Source organism: Aminobacter sp. UC22_36, from assembly GCF_044056035.1.
GTDB lineage: Bacteria > Pseudomonadota > Alphaproteobacteria > Rhizobiales > Rhizobiaceae > Aminobacter.
Genome location: NZ_CP171996.1, coordinates 5258675 through 5275939, shown reverse-complemented (window position 1 = coordinate 5275939; position 17265 = coordinate 5258675). Strand labels below are relative to the sequence as shown.

Here is a 17265-nt window from a genome sequence, read left to right as displayed (position 1 = left end):
CACCGCTGTCACTTGAGCAGCCATGGGCTGTCCTTGAGCGCTTCCGGAACCGTCAGGCCGACGGCTGCGAGGCCCTTGGGGCTGACATAGGCGTCGAAGTCTTCGCCCTTGGGAACATAGGGCGCGATGTCGGCCGGCTTCTCGCCCTTGAGGATCCGGTCGGCGATATCGGCAGCATGCTCGCCATTCTTGCGGTAGGAGATGGCGTGGAAACCGGCGAGCTGGTCCTTGAGGTCGGGGGCGTAGACCGAGTTGAACAGCGGCAGCTTGATCCGCTGTGCCACCTGAGCGACGACCGGCACCGAGGTCTGCACCACGTTGGACTGGATGAGGAAGATGGCGTCCACCTGTCCGGCGAAGGTCTGGACACGCTGGGGCAGGTCGTTGGGATTGTCGACCGGCACGCCGACGATTTCGATCCCGGCCTTGGCGGCCGCCTTGTGGATCAGCTCCATATTGGAGGTGTCGTTGTCTTCGCCCGGATTGAACAGGGTCCCGACCTTCTTGACCTCGGGCAACACCTTCTTGAGGTAGTCGAAGGACGCATCGAAATCGGGCAGCATGGACGCGCCGGTGCTCCAGGCCGAGCCGTGCTGCCAATCCGGCACGATGCCCGCCACGACCGGGTCAACGACCGCGCCGAACACGACCGGAATCGACTTGTCAGTGATGCCGCGCACCGCCGCCTGGTTGAGCCCGGTGGTGATGGCGAGGATCAGCGCCGGATGCTTGGCCTCCACCTGCTGCAGGATCTGGGGAACGAGGCTGCGGTCGAAATTGGCGTGCTGGAAGCCGTAGGTGACGTCCTTGCCTTCGACGTAGCCCAATTCGCTCATCCGGGCCTTGAAGCCTTCGGCGACCTGGTTGAGCGCCGGGTGTTCGCCGAAGCTGGCGATTTCGACCAGTTTAGGGTCAGCCAGGGCTGCGCCATTCGCGGCGGTGAGCAAGGCTGCAGCGAGCAGCCACTTCATCAATTTCACGACACGCTCCTAAGGTTGGGATTACACGATGGAGGGGCGCCAGTTCTGTTCGGCGACCCGCAGGAAATTCTCGCCCAGCACGCCAAGTATGGCCGTCTCCGAATAGCCATGGCGTTCCAGCGCTTCGACCAGTTCGGGCAGGACTTCGGGTTTGACATCGGCCCAGGGCGGACGCGGATAGCCGCGCAACGCCATCATCGGTCCGGAGTCGTAGAGCTTGGTCATGAAGGGCTGGTAGAAAACGGTGTCGAGGCCGAGGCCGACATGTTCGGGCCCGACGAGCTGGGCGACGTAATCGATATGGCGCATCAGCGCCGGAACGTCGGAACGGTTGTCGTCGGTCAGGAATGCGCCGATGGAGTTGATGCCGACCACGCCGCCGCGCCGGGCGAGCGCCTTGATCTGGACGTCGTCGATATTGCGCTCATGGTTCTTCAGCGCGCGCACGCTCGAATGCGAAAACACCACCGGCTTTTCCGACAGCTCGATGATGTCGAGCGACGTGTTGATGCCGGCGTGGCTTGCGTCGAGCATCATGCCGACGCGGTTGGCCTCGGCCACGAAGGCACGGCCCAGCATGGAAAGCCCGGCATCCGAGGGCTCGTGGCAGCCGTCGCCAAGCGGGTTGCGGGTGTTGTAGGCCACGATCATCCAGCGGATTCCAAGCCGGTACCAGCTGTCGATCATCGCCGGCTCATGTGCGGCCGGGCCGGCACCTTGCAGATGCAGGCCGATCGCCATCTTGCCCGACTGCTTGGCGGCGCGGATGTCGGCCACGGTTTCGATGAGCTGGTAATCGTGGGCGCGTTGCTCGAACCAGCGCCTCTGTTGGGAGAGATGCCGGAACGTCGGCTCCGGTCGGTCCCAGTCGGCGCCGATTGTGAGCGAGAGGAAGGAAAACCCCGCGTCGCGATAGCGGACCAGCATGTCAGGTCCTTCATCGAGACATTCGGGAGTCCAGCCAACGGCACTTTCCCAGACGACAGCCTTGGCGATGAGGTTGTTGGCTGAAACAGTCACGTCGTCTGCACCCGCTGAGCAATGAAGTCCAAGCGGTCAGCTAATCGGCAATCTCGTCGTTGCGCTATTGGCGGGAATGGGTTTGATTGTTTCATACTTGAACCAATCAAGGCCCAGTCATGCCGACAACGCCCGATCCATTCGACCTGATGATCTTTGCGCGCGTTGCGGAAACGGGAAGCTTCAGCGCTGCGGCCGAACGGCTTGGTCTGCCGAAGTCGACAGTGTCCCGGCGTATCACCGTCCTCGAAGCCCAGTTGGGAGAACGTCTGCTCCAGCGCAGCACGCGGCGCAATTTCCTGACCGAGATGGGCCAGCGTATTCTCATCCCCGCCGAACAGATCATCCACGAGGTGGATGCCGTCATGGCGGTCGCCGAACACCGGCAGGTGACCCCTTCGGGACGGCTGCGTGTCTCCGTTCCCGGCGACCTCGCCGCAATCTCGCTCGCTCCGATGCTGGCTGAATTCAGCAAGGCATATAGTGAGATCCAGCTCGAACTGGATCTGTCGCCTCGTTATGTCGACGTCATTGCCGACGGTTTCGATCTCGCCATACGGATCGGTGGCGAAGCGCAGGACCTGCGGTTGACCACCCGGCATCTGGTCGACCTCGGCATCGGACTTTATGCCTCGCCGCAGTACAGGGATCGCGCCGGCCAGCCCGATGCGCCCGAGGCGCTTGCACAGCATGACGTGCTGGTGCTGCTCGCCGACGGCGTTCCGGTCAACTGGGTTCTGAACAAGGACGCCCAGTCGGTTCCCGCCGACATGTCGGGACGGCGGGTCTGCGCGAATTCTTACGAGCTGCTGTTCCGCCTGGCGCGCTCTGGCGCCGGCATTACGGCGATGCCCGATCTTTTCGCGCGGCCTTACCTGGCAAGCGGCGAACTCGTCCGCATCCTGCCAGCATGGAGTCTTGCCCCGGCCATGGTGCGCGCCGTCTTTCCGAGCAGGCAACTGATGCCGCGCAAGACGCGGGTTTTCCTCGATGCGCTTTTGGGCCATCTCAAGCCGCGTCCGCTGAGGACGGCGCAGCCGCTGCCGGCCTAGTCGGAGATCGCCGGCACTGCAGGCGGCGTCGCAACAAGCCCGGCGGTCGTTATCGCTGCCGTGGTCAATGGCGTGGCCAAACCTATGCTGCCAATTCCACGGGCTGGCGAGACACCTCCAGGCGCCGTTCGGCCAGCGGCCCGGCGATCTCGGCGACATAACGACCCTGGTGGCGGGCGCCGGCCAGTTCATTGGCGCTGGGAGCCCTTGATCTGCCATCGACGTTGATGGCAAGCGTCGTTGCGCCATAGGGCGAACCGCCTGTTATCTCATCCATGCGCGTCTGGCCCCGGAAGGTGTAGGGCAGGCCGACGGTCACCATGCCGAGATGCATCAGCGTCGCGTGCATCGACAGCAGCGTATGCTCCTGCCCGCCATGCTGGCTCTCGCTGGAGGTGAACACGCTCGCCACCTTGCCGACCAGCGCGTTCTGCAGCCACAGCCCACCGAGCTGGTCGATGAAGTTCTTCATCTGCGAAGCCATGTTGCCGAAGCGTGTCGGCGTGCCGAAGACGATGGCGTCATAGTCGGCGAGTTCCCTTGGCGTGGCCAAGGGCGTGTCGTCGTGCCGGATACCTGCCTTGAGCATCGTTGCTTCGTCCATCAGCTCGGGAACGCGGCGGAGCGTGACGGTGGCGCCGGCCTCGCGCGCCCCTTGGGCAATGGCTTCGGCCATGGTGCCGATGTGGCCGTAGGCGGAGTAATAAAGAACCAGGATCTTGGGCATGGGAATCTCCTTCTGCCGGCTTGAGCCGGAAGCGATGCAGGTTTCGATTGTGGGAGGACGTGCCGCCCGGAAGCGGCTCAGTTGTTCAGGCGGTGGCGAGCTTGGCCGGGGCAGGCTTTGCTTGCTGGGCACGCTGGCTGAGCCAGACGCTGCCGAGCACCACCACCATGCCGAAGATCTGTGCAGCGCTGAGCGACTGGCCGAGCACCGACCAGCCGAGGATCACGGCGGTCATCGGGCTGAGGAAGCCGAGTGGCGACACGACGGACGGTTCCAGCCGGGCGATGCCACGGAACCACAGAATGTAGGTCAGTGCCGCACCGAGCAGACCGAGCCAGGCGAGGCCGAGCAGGTTCGCTGTCGTCAGTGCAGGCAGCGCCGGCTCTTGCAGCAGGGCGATCGGCAGCAGCAGCACACCACCTGCGGTCAGCTGCCAGGCGGTGAAGGTCAGCGGCGACACGGGCGGCTGCCAGCGCCGGCTCAGCACCGTGCCTGCGGCCATCGAGACGGCGCCGGCGAGGCCGGCAGCGATGCCGATGGGGTCGAGTGCCGCATGCGGCGTCAGGATCAGGAGCGCCACGCCGGCCATGCCGGCAAGGGCAGCCACGATCGAAAGCGGGCGGATCGGCGAGCCGAGCAAGGCGCGGGCGAGCAGGATGACGATCAGCGGCTGGATCGCGCCGACGGTTGCCGCCACGCCGCCCGGCAGGCGATAGGCGGCAACAAACAGCAGCCACCAGAAGACGGAGAAGTTCAGCGCGCCGAGCACCAGCACGCGAGCCCACCAGATGCCCTGCGGCAGCTGCCGGACGAGCAGCAAAAGCAGCAGGCCGGCTGGAAGCGCCCGCAGCATGGCAACCGTCAGCGGGTAGCCGGCGGGCAGAAACTCAGTCGTCACGATATAGGTGCTGCCCCAGATCGCGGGGGCGATTGCCGTCAGCAGCAGGTCGGTGTTGCGCGTCGTCATAGCCATATCTCTCTACGTCGAGTATCTTGATCTCAAGATAATCCGTATTCTCTTGACGTCAAGATAAATCTTCGGGATGGTGAGCCATGGATCAGGTTGACGACATTCTTGCCCAGTGGAACCGCGAACGGCCCGACCTCGACGTCGCGCCGATGGGGCTTATCGGCCGCGCCAACAGGGTGTCGCAGCATCTCGGCCGCGAGATGGAAAAGACCTTCGCTGCGCACGGGCTGAATTTCGCCAGCTTCGACGTTCTGGCGACGCTGCGCCGTTCGGGCCCGCCTTATGCGCTGTCTCCCGGCGACCTCTCGGCGACAATGATGATCACCTCGGGCACCATGACCAACCGCGTCGACCAGCTGGAAAAAGCAGGCCTTGTCGAACGGCGGCTCAATCCCGACGACCGCCGCAGCTTCATCGTCTCGTTGACCGAAAAGGGTTTCGCCACCATCGATGCCGCCGTCACCGACCATGTCGCGACGCAGACGCGCATCGTCTCGATGTTGACCAAGCAGGAGCGAGCGGCGCTCGACACGCTGCTCAGCAAGTTTTTGATCGGGTTCGAGAGCGCGTGAGGCGGGGGTAGGGGCACTAGCCGCAGCGCTGCCCCTCATCCCCCTGCCGGGACCTTCTCCCGTAAGGACGGGGAGAAGGGGCTAGCCGTGACGCATTTCGTGACGCGAACAGGCGTCTCGCGATAAGCAATGGTAGTCAGGCGCAGGAATGACGCTCCGGCGTCGGCCGTCCTCCGGTTCGCAGAAGCAGAGTGAGGTTCCACGCCGACGTCCCCCTCGCCCCGTTCTTCACGGGGAGAGGATAAGGGTGAGGGGCGAACTTCTTGAGAGAGTCGCTGGCGTGAACCTCACCCCGCCAGTGCCTGCTCCAGGTCGGCGATCAGGTCGTCGCCGTCCTCGATGCCCGCCGATAGCCTGACCAGCGAATCCGAGATGCCGATCTCGGCGCGCTTCTCCACCGGGATCGAGCCATGCGTCATCAGCGCCGGGTGTTCGATCAGGCTTTCGACGCCGCCCAGGCTTTCGGCCAGCGTGAACAGCTGCGTCCGTTCGAGGAAACGTTTGGTCGCGGCCAGATCGCGGTCGAGCTCGACCGATATCATGCCGCCGAAATGATACATCTGTGCCTTGGCGATGGCATGTTGGGGATGGCTTTCAAGACCGGGATAAATCACCCGGCGCACATCCTTGCGGGCCTCCAGCCAGCGCGCGATCTTGGCGCCGTTCTGCGAATGGCGTTCCATGCGCAGCGCCAGCGTCTTGATGCCGCGCAGCGCCAGGAAACTGTCGAACGGCCCGGAGATCGCGCCGATGGCGTTCTGCAAAAACTTCAGCTGGTCGCGCAGTTCCTTGTTGTCGCCCACCACCACGCAGCCGCCGACCATGTCGGAGTGGCCGTTGAGATATTTGGTCGTCGAATGCACGACGAGGTCGATGCCGAGTTCCAGCGGCCGCTGCAGATAGGGGCTGCAGAAGGTGTTGTCGGCGACCGAAAGCACGCCCTTGCGCTTGGCGAGTGCCGCGATGCCTTCGAGGTCGACGACGCGCAGCAGCGGGTTGGTCGGCGTCTCGACCCACAGCATCTTGGTTTCCGGCCGGATCGCCGCCTCGACTGCGGCGAGGTCGGTGAAGTCGACGAAGCTGACCTGCAGCCCGGCCGAACGCTTGCGCACCCGCTCGAGCAGCCGGAAGGTGCCGCCATAGATGTCGTCGGTAGCAACGATATGCGCGCCCGTATCGAGCAGTTCGAACACGGTGGCGATGGCCGCCAATCCAGAGGCGAAGGCGAAGCCGGCGGAACCACTTTCGAGGTCGGCGATGGCGCGCTCGAAGGCAAAGCGCGTCGGGTTCTGGCTGCGGGCGTATTCAAAACCCTTGTGCACGCCCGGGCTCTGCTGGCCATAGGTCGAGGTGGCGTAGATCGGCACCATGACAGCGCCCGTCGTCGGGTCGTGGCTCTGGCCGCCATGGATGGTGCGCGTCGAAAATGCCAGCCGGTTCTTGTGCGTCGTCATTTTGCTCGCCTGAGATGGTTGATGAGGTCGACCCGGGTGATCAGCCCGACAAATTCTTCGCCGTCGAAGATGATCGCCACTTCGTTGCGGTCGAAGATCGGCAGCAGCGCGTCGAGCGTCTGGTTGGCCTGAAGCGTGTGCAGGTCCTTGGCCATGGCGGTCGAAACCGGCGCGTTGAAACGGTTCCAGCGGCTGTCATAGGGGCCTTCGACCACGGCGAGGATATCGCCCTCGTCGACGATGCCGACAAGCTTGCCGTTTTCCAGCACCGGCAGCTGCGACACGTCTCCGCGCCGCATCCGGCCATAGGCGGTCAACAGGCTGTCGCCGGGGCCGACGAACACCGTGCCGCCCTCGCGGTGCGAACGTGCCACGAGGTCGCTGAGGTCGCCATGCTGCTCGCGCTCGTCCAGCCCCTGTTCGGCCAGCCAGAAGTCGTCGAACACCTTGGACAGGTATTTGTTGCCGCTGTCGCAGACGAAGGTCACCACCCGTTTCGGCGTCTTCTGCTCGCGGCAGTAGCGCAGCGCCGCCGACAAAAGCGTGCCCGAGGATGAGCCGGCGAGGATGCCCTCCTTGGCGAGCAGGTCGCGCACCGCCAGCATGCTCGCCTTGTCGTTGACCGAATAGGCCTTCTTGACCAGCGACAGGTCGCAGTTCGGCGGCACGAAGTCCTCGCCGATGCCTTCGACGGTCCAGCTGCCAGCTTCCTCCATCTTGCCGGTCTTGACCAGCGGCGCCAGCACCGAACCGACGGGGTCGGCCAGCACCATCTCGGTCTTGGGCGAGACCTTGGCGAAGTAGCGTCCGAGCCCGGTCAGCGTACCGCCCGAGCCGACGCCGACAACAACCGCATCGACGTCGCCTTCAAGCTGCTCCCAGATTTCCGGACCGGTCGTCGTCTCATGCGCCAGCGGGTTGGCCGGGTTGGCGAACTGGTTGACGTAAAATGAGCCAGGGATGTCGGCGGCAATCTTCTCGGCCATGTCCTGGTAATATTCGGCGTGACCCTTGCCGACGTCGGAGCGCGTCAGCCGGACCTCGGCGCCGAGCGCGCGCAGGTGCTGGATCTTCTCGCGGCTCATCTTGTCGGGCACCACGAGGATGATGCGGTAGCCCTTGGGGATGCCGACCTGGGCCAGCCCCAGTCCGGTGTTGCCGGCTGTCGCCTCGACGATGGTGCCGCCGCGCTTGAGCTTGCCCTCGCGCTCGGCTGTCGCGATCATCGACAGCGCGATGCGATCCTTGATCGAACCACCGGGGTTCTGGCTTTCCAGCTTGATGAACAGCCGGCACAGGCCGGTGTCGAAGCGCGTCAGCTCGACGACAGGCGTTTCGCCGATCAAATCGAGCACGGACCTGAAGGGCGGGTTCAAACGGCTCATGGCAGCGTCTCCCTCAGCAGGCAGGTTCATTGGAATATCCCATGTCAGGCGGGCGGACACCAGCCGCCCGGAAGCTTCACGCGGCCGCGCGGCCATCTGGCGCATTTACCGGTGCCGCCTCATCCGAACAAAGGCAGGGCTTTTCGTTTACTGCGAAAGCTTGAGAAGGAAATTCTCACGCGCCACGTTTAGTTCCGCTTGCGGGCAATACATTTCTCTTTGCGGGTATTGTTGACTCTCCACTTGGTGGAGCACCTAGAAGGGCAGTCATGGACGGCAGGATCTACACCATCGGCGAGCTTTCGAAGCTGAGCGGCATCTCGGTTCGCAAGCTCCGTTTCTACTCCGACAAGGGGCTGTTGCCACCAACGGCTCGGGCCGAGAGCGGCTACCGGATGTATTCGGCGGCCGATCTCGAACGGCTGGGTCTCATCCTGGCGCTTCGCGATGCCGGGGTCAGCCTCGCCGAAATCGCCAGGATCCTGTCGAAACGCCTCGCCATCGGCTCGGTTCTCGAACTGCGCCTCAAGGCGCTCGAGGCGGAAATCAAGTCCAAGCGCCGCGTCGCCGCTGCCCTCAGGGCGGCCATTCGGGTTCCCGACCCGACACTTGCAGACCTCAGGAGAATATGGACCGTGACAAAACTATCCCAGAGTGAATTCCGCGCTGCCATCGAGAGCTTCTTCGAAGACGTTGCCGCCGACGCCAAGATGTCGCCGGAATGGAAGAAGCAGATGATCGACGCCTCGACGCCTGATCTCCCGGACGATCCCACACCCGAACAGGTCGACGCCTGGACTGAGATCATGGCCTTCGTTTCGGACAGGGAGTATGTCGCCGAACTGCGCAACAGCATGTCGACGATGTGGAACGGCGAGTTCGACCCTGCCGCCTATGCTGAAGCCTCGAACGCCACTTTCGCCCGCGTCAGGGAGGCGATTGATCAGGGTGCGAAGCCGGAGTCGGAAGCCGGCAAGGCGATCGCCCGGGAATGGCTGGAGCGCTCGGCCAAAGCGATGAACAAGGCGCCCGACAAGGCGTTCCTGGACTGGCACAACGACCAGTATCGCAAGTACCATTCGCGCTCGGCGCGCTACTACGAGCTGCTGCGCATCCTGCGCGGCGAACGCCAGCCCGACAAGATCAGCGAGGAATGGAGCTGGATCAACGCCGCCATGACCGGGCTGCTCTGAACCGGCGAAAACCGCGTCAAACGAAAAGGGCCCGCATTGCGGGCCCTTGGTCATTCAGCGTGACTCAACCTCACTCGAAGTCGCCGAGGTCGCGCACAGCGCCGCGGTCGGCCGAGGTGGCGAAGGCGGCATAGGCTTTCAGCGCCTTGGTCACCTTGCGCTTGCGCACTTCGACCGGCTTCCAGCCCTTGGCGTCCTGCTCGCCGCGGCGGGTGGCGAGTGTGGCTTCATCGACGCGCAGGTTGATGGTGCGGTTGGGGATGTCGATGTCGATGATGTCGCCCTCGCGCACCAGCCCGATCGTGCCGCCATTCGCCGCCTCAGGCGATACATGGCCGATCGACAGGCCGGAGGTGCCGCCCGAGAAGCGGCCGTCGGTGAGCAGCGCGCAGGCTTTGCCCAGGCCTTTCGACTTGAGGTAGCTGGTCGGGTAGAGCATTTCCTGCATGCCGGGGCCGCCCTTCGGGCCCTCGTAGCGGATCACCACCACGTCGCCGGCCACGACCTCATTGGCGAGGATTGCCTTGACCGAGGCGTCCTGGCTCTCGAACACGCGCGCCGGCCCGGAGAATTTCAGGATCGACTCGTCGACGCCGGCGGTCTTCACCACGCAGCCGTCGCGCGCGATGTTGCCCTTGAGTATGGCAAGGCCGCCGTCCTTGGAGAAGGCATGTTCGGCCGAGCGGATAACGCCCTTTTCGCGGTCGAGGTCGAGCTCGTCCCAGCGCCGGTCCTGGCTGAAGGCTGTCTGTGTCGGCACACCACCAGGCGCGGCGAGGTAGAAGTCGCGCACCGCCTGGCTCTTGGTTCGCGATGTGTCCCAATGGTCGATGGCTTCGCCGATCGTCGCCGTGTGCACGGTCGGCAGGTCGCGGTTGAGCAGTCCGGCCTTGTCGAGCTGGCCGAGGATGGCGAAAATGCCGCCGGCGCGATGGACGTCTTCCATGTGCACGTCGGCCTTGGCCGGCGCGACCTTGCACAGCACCGGCACCTTGCGCGACAGCGCGTCGATATCGTCCTGGTCGAAGTCGATCTCGCCTTCATGCGCCGTGGCCAGGATGTGCAGCACGGTGTTGGTCGACCCGCCCATGGCGATGTCGAGCGCCATGGCGTTTTCGAACGCGCCTTTGGAGGCAATACGGCGCGGCAGAACGCTTTCGTCGTCTTGCTCGTAATAACGCTGTGCGAGGTCGACGATCAGGTGGCCGGCCTCGACAAACAGCCGCTTGCGGTCGGCGTGTGTTGCCAGCGTCGAGCCGTTGCCGGGCAGCGACAAGCCGAGCGCTTCGGTCAGGCAGTTCATCGAATTGGCGGTGAACATGCCCGAGCACGAACCGCAGGTCGGGCAGGCCGAGCGTTCGATGATTTTGACGTCCTCGTCCGAAACCTTGTCGTCGGCAGCCGCCACCATGGCGTCGACCAGGTCGAGCGCGACGTTCTTGCCACCGAGAACCACCTTGCCGGCTTCCATCGGTCCGCCGGAAACGAATACGGCGGGGATGTTGAGGCGCATCGCGGCCATCAGCATGCCTGGCGTGATCTTGTCGCAATTGGAGATGCAGACCATGGCGTCGGCGCAATGCGCGTTGACCATGTATTCGACGCTGTCGGCGATGATCTCGCGGCTCGGCAGCGAATAGAGCATGCCGTCATGGCCCATGGCGATGCCGTCGTCGACGGCAATGGTGTTGAACTCCTTGGCCACGCCGCCGGCAGCCTCGATCTCGCGGGCGACGAGCTGGCCGAGATCCTTGAGATGGACGTGCCCCGGCACGAACTGGGTGAAGGAGTTGACCACGGCGATGATCGGCTTGCCGAAATCGGTGTCCTTCATGCCGGTGGCGCGCCATAGACCACGCGCGCCCGCCATGTTGCGGCCGTGGGTGGTGGTGCGCGAACGATAAGCAGGCATGGGGCTCTCTCATACAATAGATGGCTAAGCTTGGGATTGAGCCACTATCGCCCCTGCGTCAACTATTTTTCGTCCCGCGCGCGCCCTGGCATGCCGTTTGCGGGCGGCTGCCATGCGCCCAGCGCAGCACAGAGCCGGCTCAGCCCTTGGAAATGGTCGATTTTTTGCCCTTGCGGCCGCGCCTCAGCTCGGCGACGCCGACAGTCAGGCCCATCGCCAGCGCCATCGTCGCGGCGAGCGAGCGGAAGCCGCCAAAATCCGCCTCGGCGACTTCGAACCAGACCCTGGCGAACTGCGCCAGGGGCGAAAACGCGCTGTCGGTGATGGCGATGACCGGCACGTTGTTGGCCGAGAGAATGCGCGCCTCCTCCACCGTCGCCGAGGCATAGGGCGAGAAGCTGATGGCGATCACGGCATCCCTGGAACTGGCAAACGAGATGATCTCGGGGCTGAGGCCCGAAGCGGATTCGATCAACTGGCTGCGCACGCCGAGCTTGCCCAGCGCATAGGCGATGTAGCTGGCGACAGGATAGGAGCGGCGGCGGGCAAGGATGTAGATCGTCTCGGCACCGTTGAGGATGTCGATGGCGCGGTCGAGCGTATCGTCGTCGAGATTGCGCGACATCACGTCGAGCGACTTGCTGGCGGCGGCCAGGAAGCCGTCGACGATGCGGCGATTGGACGTGCCTTCATCGGCGTCGCCGCGCACCACCGTCAGCCGCTCTTCATAGGAGGTCGTGCGCTCACGCAGCCTTTCGCGGAAAACCTGCTGCAGGGAGGTGAAGCCGTCATAGCCGAGGTGCTGGGCAAAGCGGATCAGCGTCGAGGGCTGCACACCGGCCGACGTGGCGATGCTGGCGGCGGTGCCGAAGGCGATTTCGTCGGGATTGTCGAGCGCATAGGCCGCCACTTGCGCAATGCGCTTGGGCAGGCTCTCGCGGCGGTCGAGGATCAGCGCCCTCAGCGCCTCGAAGTCGCGCGGCAGTGCCTCCGAAATCGTGTCCGCCATATCGTCCATTCCGCCTCCGCCTATTCCACCATAGCGCCGGGTCGACCGGCTGTCCAAATAAAATGAACCGTATGTTCCATTTTCGACAAAATTCGACTATTCAATCCGCCATGAGCATGATCCCAAAAAGTGAGAACCGGTTTTTGGATAAAATCATGCTCCGGCAAAAAGTTTGAGCCCAGTTCCGACGCTTTGGAATGCGAGCTCTATAAACCGGGAGAGCGTGAAGTGACAGGTATTGGTCTTATCGGAACCGGCTTCATGGGCAAGTGCCATGCGCTGGCGTGGAATTCGGTGCGCACGGTGTTCGGCGACGTCGAAAAGCCCAGGCTCGTCCATCTCGGCGAGGCCAATGCCGATCTCGCTGCCAGCCGCGCGTCCGAGCTCGGTTTCGAGAAATCCTCGGGTGATTGGCGCGCCGTCATCGCCGATCCCGAGGTCGAGATCGTCTCGCTGACCACGCCCAACCAGTTCCACCCTGAGATGGCGATCGCCATCCTCGAAGCCGGCAAGCATCTGTGGTGCGAGAAGCCGATGGCGCCGACACTCGCCGAGGCCGAGGCTATGGCTGCCGCCGCGCGCAAGTCGGGCAAGGTGGCGGTGCTCGGCTACAACTACATCCAGAGCCCAGCCATCCGCCACATCCGCCAGCTGCTCGACGAAAAGCTCATCGGCGACGTCAACCATCTCCGCGTCGAGATGGATGAGGACTTCATGGCCGATCCCGACGCCCCGTTCTTCTGGAAGCACGAGGCGACATCAGGCTATGGCGCGCTCGACGATTTCGCCGTCCATCCGCTGTCGCTGATTTCGGCGCTGTTCGGCCGGGTCGGTTCGGTCATGTGCGACATGGCGAAACCCTATCCCGACCGGCAGATGACAGGCGGCGGCCGCCGTGCTGTCGAGACCTATGACATCGCCTCGAGCCTGATCCATCTCGAAAACGGCGTCTCCGGCACGCTGTTGGTCAACCGCTCGGCCTGGGGCCGCAAGGGCCGCATCCAGGTCCAGATCTTCGGCTCCAAGGGCTCGATCGTCTTCGACCAGGAGCGCTTTAACGAGATCCAGCTCTACGTCACCTCCGACCGTGCGACCGAGCAGGGCTACCGCACCATTCTCGCAGCCCCCGCCCACGCGCCCTACGGCAAGTTCATCCCCGCGCCCGGCCACGGCCTCGGCTTCAACGATCTGAAGACCATCGAATGCCGCGAACTGCTCGCCCGCATTGCCGGAGAGCCGGCGCGCGTCATCGACTTCGACGACGGCCTGGAGATCGAACGCACCGTGCATGCGATGGCGCAGTCGTTCGCCGAGCAGAAGTGGGTGAAGGTGAGGTAGGGGGCAGGCAAGGGCTTCAGTAGCCCTCATGGTGAGCTTGTCGAAACACGCGGGCGCTGGGCGCCATGTCCTGCCTACCCCAAAACTCATGGATCGGCAGGCTTACCATGAGGGTTTCAGGGGAGCCCGGCCCGCCCATCCCACCTGCATCACATAAAACGCCAGCAATATCGCGGCGTTGAGTTCAAGCACCTCTTCGACAGCGGCGAACGCGCGCGACGAAGCTGCGATGTCGATGACCTGCGCCAGGCCGATCAGGCCGACATGCAGCACCAGCAGCACGTGGCCGGAGAGCCATGTCGTTGACCCCGCCATGTTTCGCACGATCTGGCGCAGCGCAAAGAAAACAAGCCCGGCTGATAGCACGAGCATCAGGCCAACCAGCAGCCAGCCGAGATTCTGGCTGACGCCCTGCAGTAGCCGAAATGCCAGGATCAGCAGGTCGTGGAATCCGTCGAGCTGCCCGCCACCATAAAGCGGCAGCGGCTCGAACCCGAACAGCCGCGAACCGAAGCTGGTTTCATCAAGCAATTCGGCGAACCCGATCAGCCCCGCCAGTGCCGGCGGCAGGCGCAGCCCCCCAAGCGCTGTCGCAGTGCCCGCTCCCAGCACGGCCACCGCCAGCAAGAGCGCGGTGCCCATCTCGATGATGCCGTCCTCTTGCAGCAGCAGGGAGCGTATGCCCGGGGCGAAGACAGCCACGACTGCAGCGGTGAGCGTAACCGCACTCACCACAGCTATCGCGCATGCCAGCAGCCGGCCACGTTGCGCCATGTTCGCCGGAGCGTCATGCGCTACCGTGCCGATAACCTGCGCCATGGGCCTCTCCTGTCGCAAAACTGTCAGGTAAACGTCACATGAGCCTCGTTTCGGGCAGGGAAAGGGCTGCCGGTCGCCGTTTTAATCAATCCTCGCAACCGACCGTAAGAATGCGCGGCCGGCAGATAGGGCCGAGCCTCAGCCGTTGCTGGCGCACGCGGTTCCGGCGTCGTCCGTGTTGCTTCGTGCCCGCTTCCGCTGATATTGCGGCCTTGCCGCCCGTGCGGCTGCCCGGAACGGAACCGATGATCAAGCTCCCCGACCTGCCGGTGACGGCGGTCCTGCCGCAACTTGCCGACGCGCTTGCTTCAGGCAACAGCGCCGTGCTGGTCGCGCCGCCCGGCGCCGGCAAGACCACGCTGGTGCCGTTGGCGCTGCTTGATGCGCCTTGGCGCGGCGACGGCAGGATCATCCTGCTCGAACCGCGCCGGCTGGCCGCCCGCGCCGCCGCCCGCCGCATGGCTTCGCTGCTCGGCGAGGAGCCAGGTGCAACAGTCGGCTACGCCATGCGCATGGAAAACAAGGTCAGCGCCAGGACGAAAATCCTCGTCGTCACCGAGGGCGTGCTGGCTCGCATGATCCTCGACGATCCCGAGTTGCCCGGCGTCGCCGCCGTGCTGTTTGACGAGTTCCACGAGCGCTCGCTCGATGGCGATTTCGGCCTGGCGCTGGCGCTCGACGTGCAAGGCGCGTTGCGGCCTGACCTCAGGCTGGTGGTGATGTCGGCGACGCTCGACGGCGCCCGTGTCTCAAGACTGCTCGACGGTGCCGCGGTCGTCGAAAGCCAGGGTCGCAGCTTCCCCGTCGACATCCGCTATCACGAGCGTCCTGCTGGCGTTGCCATCGAGGACGCCATGGCCAAGGCGATCCGCGATGCGCTTGCCGACGAGCCGGGCAGCGTGCTTGCCTTCCTGCCCGGCCAGCGCGAGATCGAGCGCACCGCCGAACGCCTCGCTGGCCGCGTCGGCACTGACACCGACATCGTGCCGCTCTATGGCATGCTCGACGGCAAGGCGCAGGATGCCGCGATCAAGCCGGCGCCGTTGGGCCGCCGCAAGGTGGTGCTCGCCACGGCTATCGCCGAGACCTCGATCACCATCGACGGCGTGCGTGTGGTCATCGATTCCGGCCTGTCGCGCCTGCCGAAATACGAACCGGCGAATGGCCTGACCCGGCTCGAAACCGTGCGTGCCTCGCGCGCCGCCGCCGACCAGCGCGCCGGACGTGCCGGCCGCACCAGCCCCGGCGTCGCCGTCCGCCTCTGGCGCGCCGAGCAGACCGCCGCACTGCCGGCCTTCTCGCCACCCGAGATATTGGAGGCCGACCTGTCCGGCTTCCTGCTCGACTGTGCCGCCTTCGGTGTCGCCGACCCGTCAACACTTGCCTTCCTCGACCCGCCGCCAACGCCCGCATTGGCTGAGGCGAGGGCGCTTCTGACCGAGCTCGACGCCATCGACGCTGACGGTCGCCTGACGCCCTCCGGCCAGGCCATGAGAAAGCTCGCTCTGCCTGTCCGTCTTGCCCACATGGTCGCCGAAGCGGCGCACAAGGGTGCGGCGCTTGAGGCGGCACAACTCGCCGTGCTGATGACCGAGCGCGGTCTTGGTGGCGACAGTGCCGATCTCGAACGGCGCTTGCAGCGTTTCCGCTCCGAGCGCTCGCCGCGCGCCAACGCCGCCCGGCAACTGGCGGAACGGCTGGCGCGGCAGGCTTCACCCTCCCCCTTGTGGGGAGGGTTGACCCGCGAAGCGGGGCGGGGTGGGGGTGAGCGCGGAAAGTCGACCCCCACCCCGGACCTGCGGTCCGACCCTCCCCACAAGGGGGAGGGTGGAAGCGTCGGCGCCCTCTTGCTTCTTGCCTGGCCCGATCGTGTCGCCAGGGCGCGTGGCGAGCGCGGCCGTTTCGTGCTCGCCAATGGCAGTGGTGCCGCTGTCGACGCCGCCGATCCACTCGCCGGTGAGCAGTACCTGGTCGTCGCTGACCTGCAGGGCAAGGCCCAGAACGCCCGCATCTCGTCCGCCGCGGCCGTGAGCGAGGCCGACATTCGGGACATTCTTGCGAGCCATCTGGAGCGCAGAACCGAAGCCAGTTTCGACAAGGACAAACGCTCGGTCCGTGTCCGCGAGACCGTCCGCATCGGCGCGGTCACCCTGTCCGAACGCATGTTGCCAGCGCCGAAAGGTGAGGAAGCCGACCGCGCCATTCTCGAAGCGCTGCGTACTCACGGTCTCGACCTGCTCGACTGGGGCAAGGAGGCCGAGACGCTGCGCCAGCGCCTGTCCTGGCTGCATCGCGGCCTCGGCGATCCCTGGCCCGACATGTCCGACGAGGCGCTGCTCGACCACCTCGAGGACTGGCTGTTGCCCTTCCTGCGTGGTGAGGCGTCCTTCGCCCGCATCGGTTCCGGCGTTCTCCACGATGCCCTGCTGTCGCTCGTTCCGCCCGATCTCCAGCGCAAGATTACCTCGCTTGCGCCGACCCACTTCAGTGCGCCCTCGGGCAGCCATGTGCCGATCCGCTACGATGGCGAATGGCCGGTGCTGGCGGTGCGCGTGCAGGAACTGTTCGGCATGGACAAGCACCCTTCGATCGCCGGCGGCACCGTGCCGCTGACGCTCGAACTTTTGTCGCCGGCGCATCGCCCGATCCAGACGACGCGCGACTTGCCCGGCTTCTGGCGCGGCTCATGGGCCGACGTGCGCTCCGACATGCGCGGCCGCTATCCCAGGCACGTCTGGCCCGACAATCCGCTGGAAGCCCAGGCAACCGCTCGCGCCAAGCCGCGCGGTACCTAGGGCATGATCCCGAACCGAAGGTCCGCGTAGCGAAAGGTG

General features: G+C 64.9%; 14 protein-coding genes. 5 read left to right on the top strand and 9 right to left on the bottom strand.

The window, feature by feature from the left end; all coding sequences use genetic code 11:
• Window positions 1-8: 8 nt before the first annotated feature.
• Window positions 9-971 carry an ABC transporter substrate-binding protein gene (locus ACHMW7_RS29310; RefSeq protein ID WP_395451478.1) on the bottom strand — a complete coding sequence of 321 codons (963 nt, stop codon included), beginning with the start codon at window positions 969-971 and terminating at the stop codon, window positions 9-11.
• Between the two features lie 30 nt (window positions 972-1001).
• The gene (locus ACHMW7_RS29305) at window positions 1002-2000 is read right to left on the bottom strand and encodes a dipeptidase (protein ID WP_214393734.1); all 999 of its coding nucleotides are present in this window, start codon (window positions 1998-2000) and stop codon (window positions 1002-1004) included.
• Window positions 2001-2119: 119 nt separating this feature from the next.
• On the opposite strand from ACHMW7_RS29305, the gene ACHMW7_RS29300 reads away from it, so the two are divergent.
• Window positions 2120-3052 carry a LysR family transcriptional regulator gene (locus ACHMW7_RS29300; protein WP_395448840.1) on the top strand — a complete coding sequence of 311 codons (933 nt, stop codon included), beginning with the start codon at window positions 2120-2122 and terminating at the stop codon, window positions 3050-3052.
• Window positions 3053-3134: 82 nt separating this feature from the next.
• On the opposite strand, the gene wrbA is transcribed toward ACHMW7_RS29300, so the two are convergent.
• Window positions 3135-3779 carry an NAD(P)H:quinone oxidoreductase gene (wrbA, locus tag ACHMW7_RS29295; RefSeq protein ID WP_395448839.1) on the bottom strand — a complete coding sequence of 215 codons (645 nt, stop codon included), beginning with the start codon at window positions 3777-3779 and terminating at the stop codon, window positions 3135-3137.
• Window positions 3780-3864: 85 nt separating this feature from the next.
• Entirely contained in the window at window positions 3865-4746 is an 882-nt protein-coding gene (locus ACHMW7_RS29290) for an EamA family transporter (protein ID WP_395448838.1), read from the bottom strand.
• An 86-nt stretch (window positions 4747-4832) separates the two neighbouring features.
• Between ACHMW7_RS29290 and ACHMW7_RS29285 the strand changes: the two genes are divergently transcribed.
• Complete coding sequence (locus ACHMW7_RS29285) at window positions 4833-5321, top strand: MarR family winged helix-turn-helix transcriptional regulator (RefSeq protein WP_395448837.1); 489 nt, start codon at window positions 4833-4835, stop codon at window positions 5319-5321.
• A 287-nt stretch (window positions 5322-5608) separates the two neighbouring features.
• Here the strand turns inward: ACHMW7_RS29285 and ACHMW7_RS29280 are convergent, their stop codons facing one another.
• Together ACHMW7_RS29280 and ACHMW7_RS29275 are read right to left on the bottom strand one after the other, a co-directional pair.
• On the bottom strand, window positions 5609-6775 hold the full coding sequence (locus ACHMW7_RS29280) for a cystathionine gamma-synthase (RefSeq protein WP_395448836.1): 1167 nt from the start codon (window positions 6773-6775) through the stop codon (window positions 5609-5611).
• Window positions 6772-8160: a pyridoxal-phosphate dependent enzyme gene (locus tag ACHMW7_RS29275; RefSeq protein ID WP_395448835.1), complete on the bottom strand. Its 1389-nt coding sequence runs from the start codon at window positions 8158-8160 to the stop codon at window positions 6772-6774. Before ACHMW7_RS29275 ends, ACHMW7_RS29280 begins: the two co-directional genes overlap by 4 nt.
• Before the next feature lie 269 nt (window positions 8161-8429).
• Between ACHMW7_RS29275 and ACHMW7_RS29270 the strand changes: the two genes are divergently transcribed.
• Window positions 8430-9353 (top strand): MerR family transcriptional regulator, encoded by a 924-nt coding sequence (locus tag ACHMW7_RS29270; protein WP_395448834.1) that lies wholly within the window; start codon window positions 8430-8432, stop codon window positions 9351-9353.
• Window positions 9354-9423: 70 nt separating this feature from the next.
• Here ACHMW7_RS29270 and ilvD read toward each other — a convergent pair whose 3' ends face one another.
• Window positions 9424-11265, bottom strand: a complete 1842-nt coding sequence (gene ilvD / locus ACHMW7_RS29265) for a dihydroxy-acid dehydratase (protein WP_395448833.1) — start codon at window positions 11263-11265, stop codon at window positions 9424-9426.
• Window positions 11266-11404: 139 nt separating this feature from the next.
• Window positions 11405-12283: a MurR/RpiR family transcriptional regulator gene (locus tag ACHMW7_RS29260; RefSeq protein ID WP_395448832.1), complete on the bottom strand. Its 879-nt coding sequence runs from the start codon at window positions 12281-12283 to the stop codon at window positions 11405-11407.
• A 252-nt stretch (window positions 12284-12535) separates the two neighbouring features.
• Between ACHMW7_RS29260 and ACHMW7_RS29255 the strand changes: the two genes are divergently transcribed.
• Window positions 12536-13612 carry a Gfo/Idh/MocA family protein gene (locus ACHMW7_RS29255; RefSeq protein ID WP_395451477.1) on the top strand — a complete coding sequence of 359 codons (1077 nt, stop codon included), beginning with the start codon at window positions 12536-12538 and terminating at the stop codon, window positions 13610-13612.
• A gap of 102 nt (window positions 13613-13714) precedes the next feature.
• Here the strand turns inward: ACHMW7_RS29255 and ACHMW7_RS29250 are convergent, their stop codons facing one another.
• A complete protein-coding gene (locus tag ACHMW7_RS29250; RefSeq protein ID WP_395448831.1) occupies window positions 13715-14431 on the bottom strand; it encodes a hypothetical protein in 717 nt (238 codons plus the stop codon).
• 245 nt (window positions 14432-14676) lie between these two features.
• On the opposite strand from ACHMW7_RS29250, the gene hrpB reads away from it, so the two are divergent.
• On the top strand, window positions 14677-17226 hold the full coding sequence (gene hrpB, locus ACHMW7_RS29245; protein ID WP_395448830.1) for an ATP-dependent helicase HrpB: 2550 nt from the start codon (window positions 14677-14679) through the stop codon (window positions 17224-17226).
• Window positions 17227-17265: the final 39 nt, after the last annotated feature.

What these genes read in the sequence shown, in the direction of transcription:
- ACHMW7_RS29285 (WP_395448837.1), top strand. Translation starts at nt 4,833, where the DNA reads ATGGATCAGGTTGACGACATTCTTGCCCAGTGGAACCGCGAACGGCCC.
- wrbA (WP_395448839.1), bottom strand. Translation starts at nt 3,779, where the DNA reads ATGCCCAAGATCCTGGTTCTTTATTACTCCGCCTACGGCCACATCGGC.
- ACHMW7_RS29290 (WP_395448838.1), bottom strand. Translation starts at nt 4,746, where the DNA reads ATGACGACGCGCAACACCGACCTGCTGCTGACGGCAATCGCCCCCGCG.
- ACHMW7_RS29250 (WP_395448831.1), bottom strand. Translation starts at nt 14,431, where the DNA reads ATGGCGCAGGTTATCGGCACGGTAGCGCATGACGCTCCGGCGAACATG.
- ACHMW7_RS29260 (WP_395448832.1), bottom strand. Translation starts at nt 12,283, where the DNA reads ATGGACGATATGGCGGACACGATTTCGGAGGCACTGCCGCGCGACTTC.
- ACHMW7_RS29275 (WP_395448835.1), bottom strand. Translation starts at nt 8,160, where the DNA reads ATGAGCCGTTTGAACCCGCCCTTCAGGTCCGTGCTCGATTTGATCGGC.
- ACHMW7_RS29310 (WP_395451478.1), bottom strand. Translation starts at nt 971, where the DNA reads ATGAAGTGGCTGCTCGCTGCAGCCTTGCTCACCGCCGCGAATGGCGCA.
- ACHMW7_RS29300 (WP_395448840.1), top strand. Translation starts at nt 2,120, where the DNA reads ATGCCGACAACGCCCGATCCATTCGACCTGATGATCTTTGCGCGCGTT.
- ilvD (WP_395448833.1), bottom strand. Translation starts at nt 11,265, where the DNA reads ATGCCTGCTTATCGTTCGCGCACCACCACCCACGGCCGCAACATGGCG.
- ACHMW7_RS29255 (WP_395451477.1), top strand. Translation starts at nt 12,536, where the DNA reads ATGGGCAAGTGCCATGCGCTGGCGTGGAATTCGGTGCGCACGGTGTTC.
- ACHMW7_RS29270 (WP_395448834.1), top strand. Translation starts at nt 8,430, where the DNA reads ATGGACGGCAGGATCTACACCATCGGCGAGCTTTCGAAGCTGAGCGGC.
- hrpB (WP_395448830.1), top strand. Translation starts at nt 14,677, where the DNA reads ATGATCAAGCTCCCCGACCTGCCGGTGACGGCGGTCCTGCCGCAACTT.
- ACHMW7_RS29280 (WP_395448836.1), bottom strand. Translation starts at nt 6,775, where the DNA reads ATGACGACGCACAAGAACCGGCTGGCATTTTCGACGCGCACCATCCAT.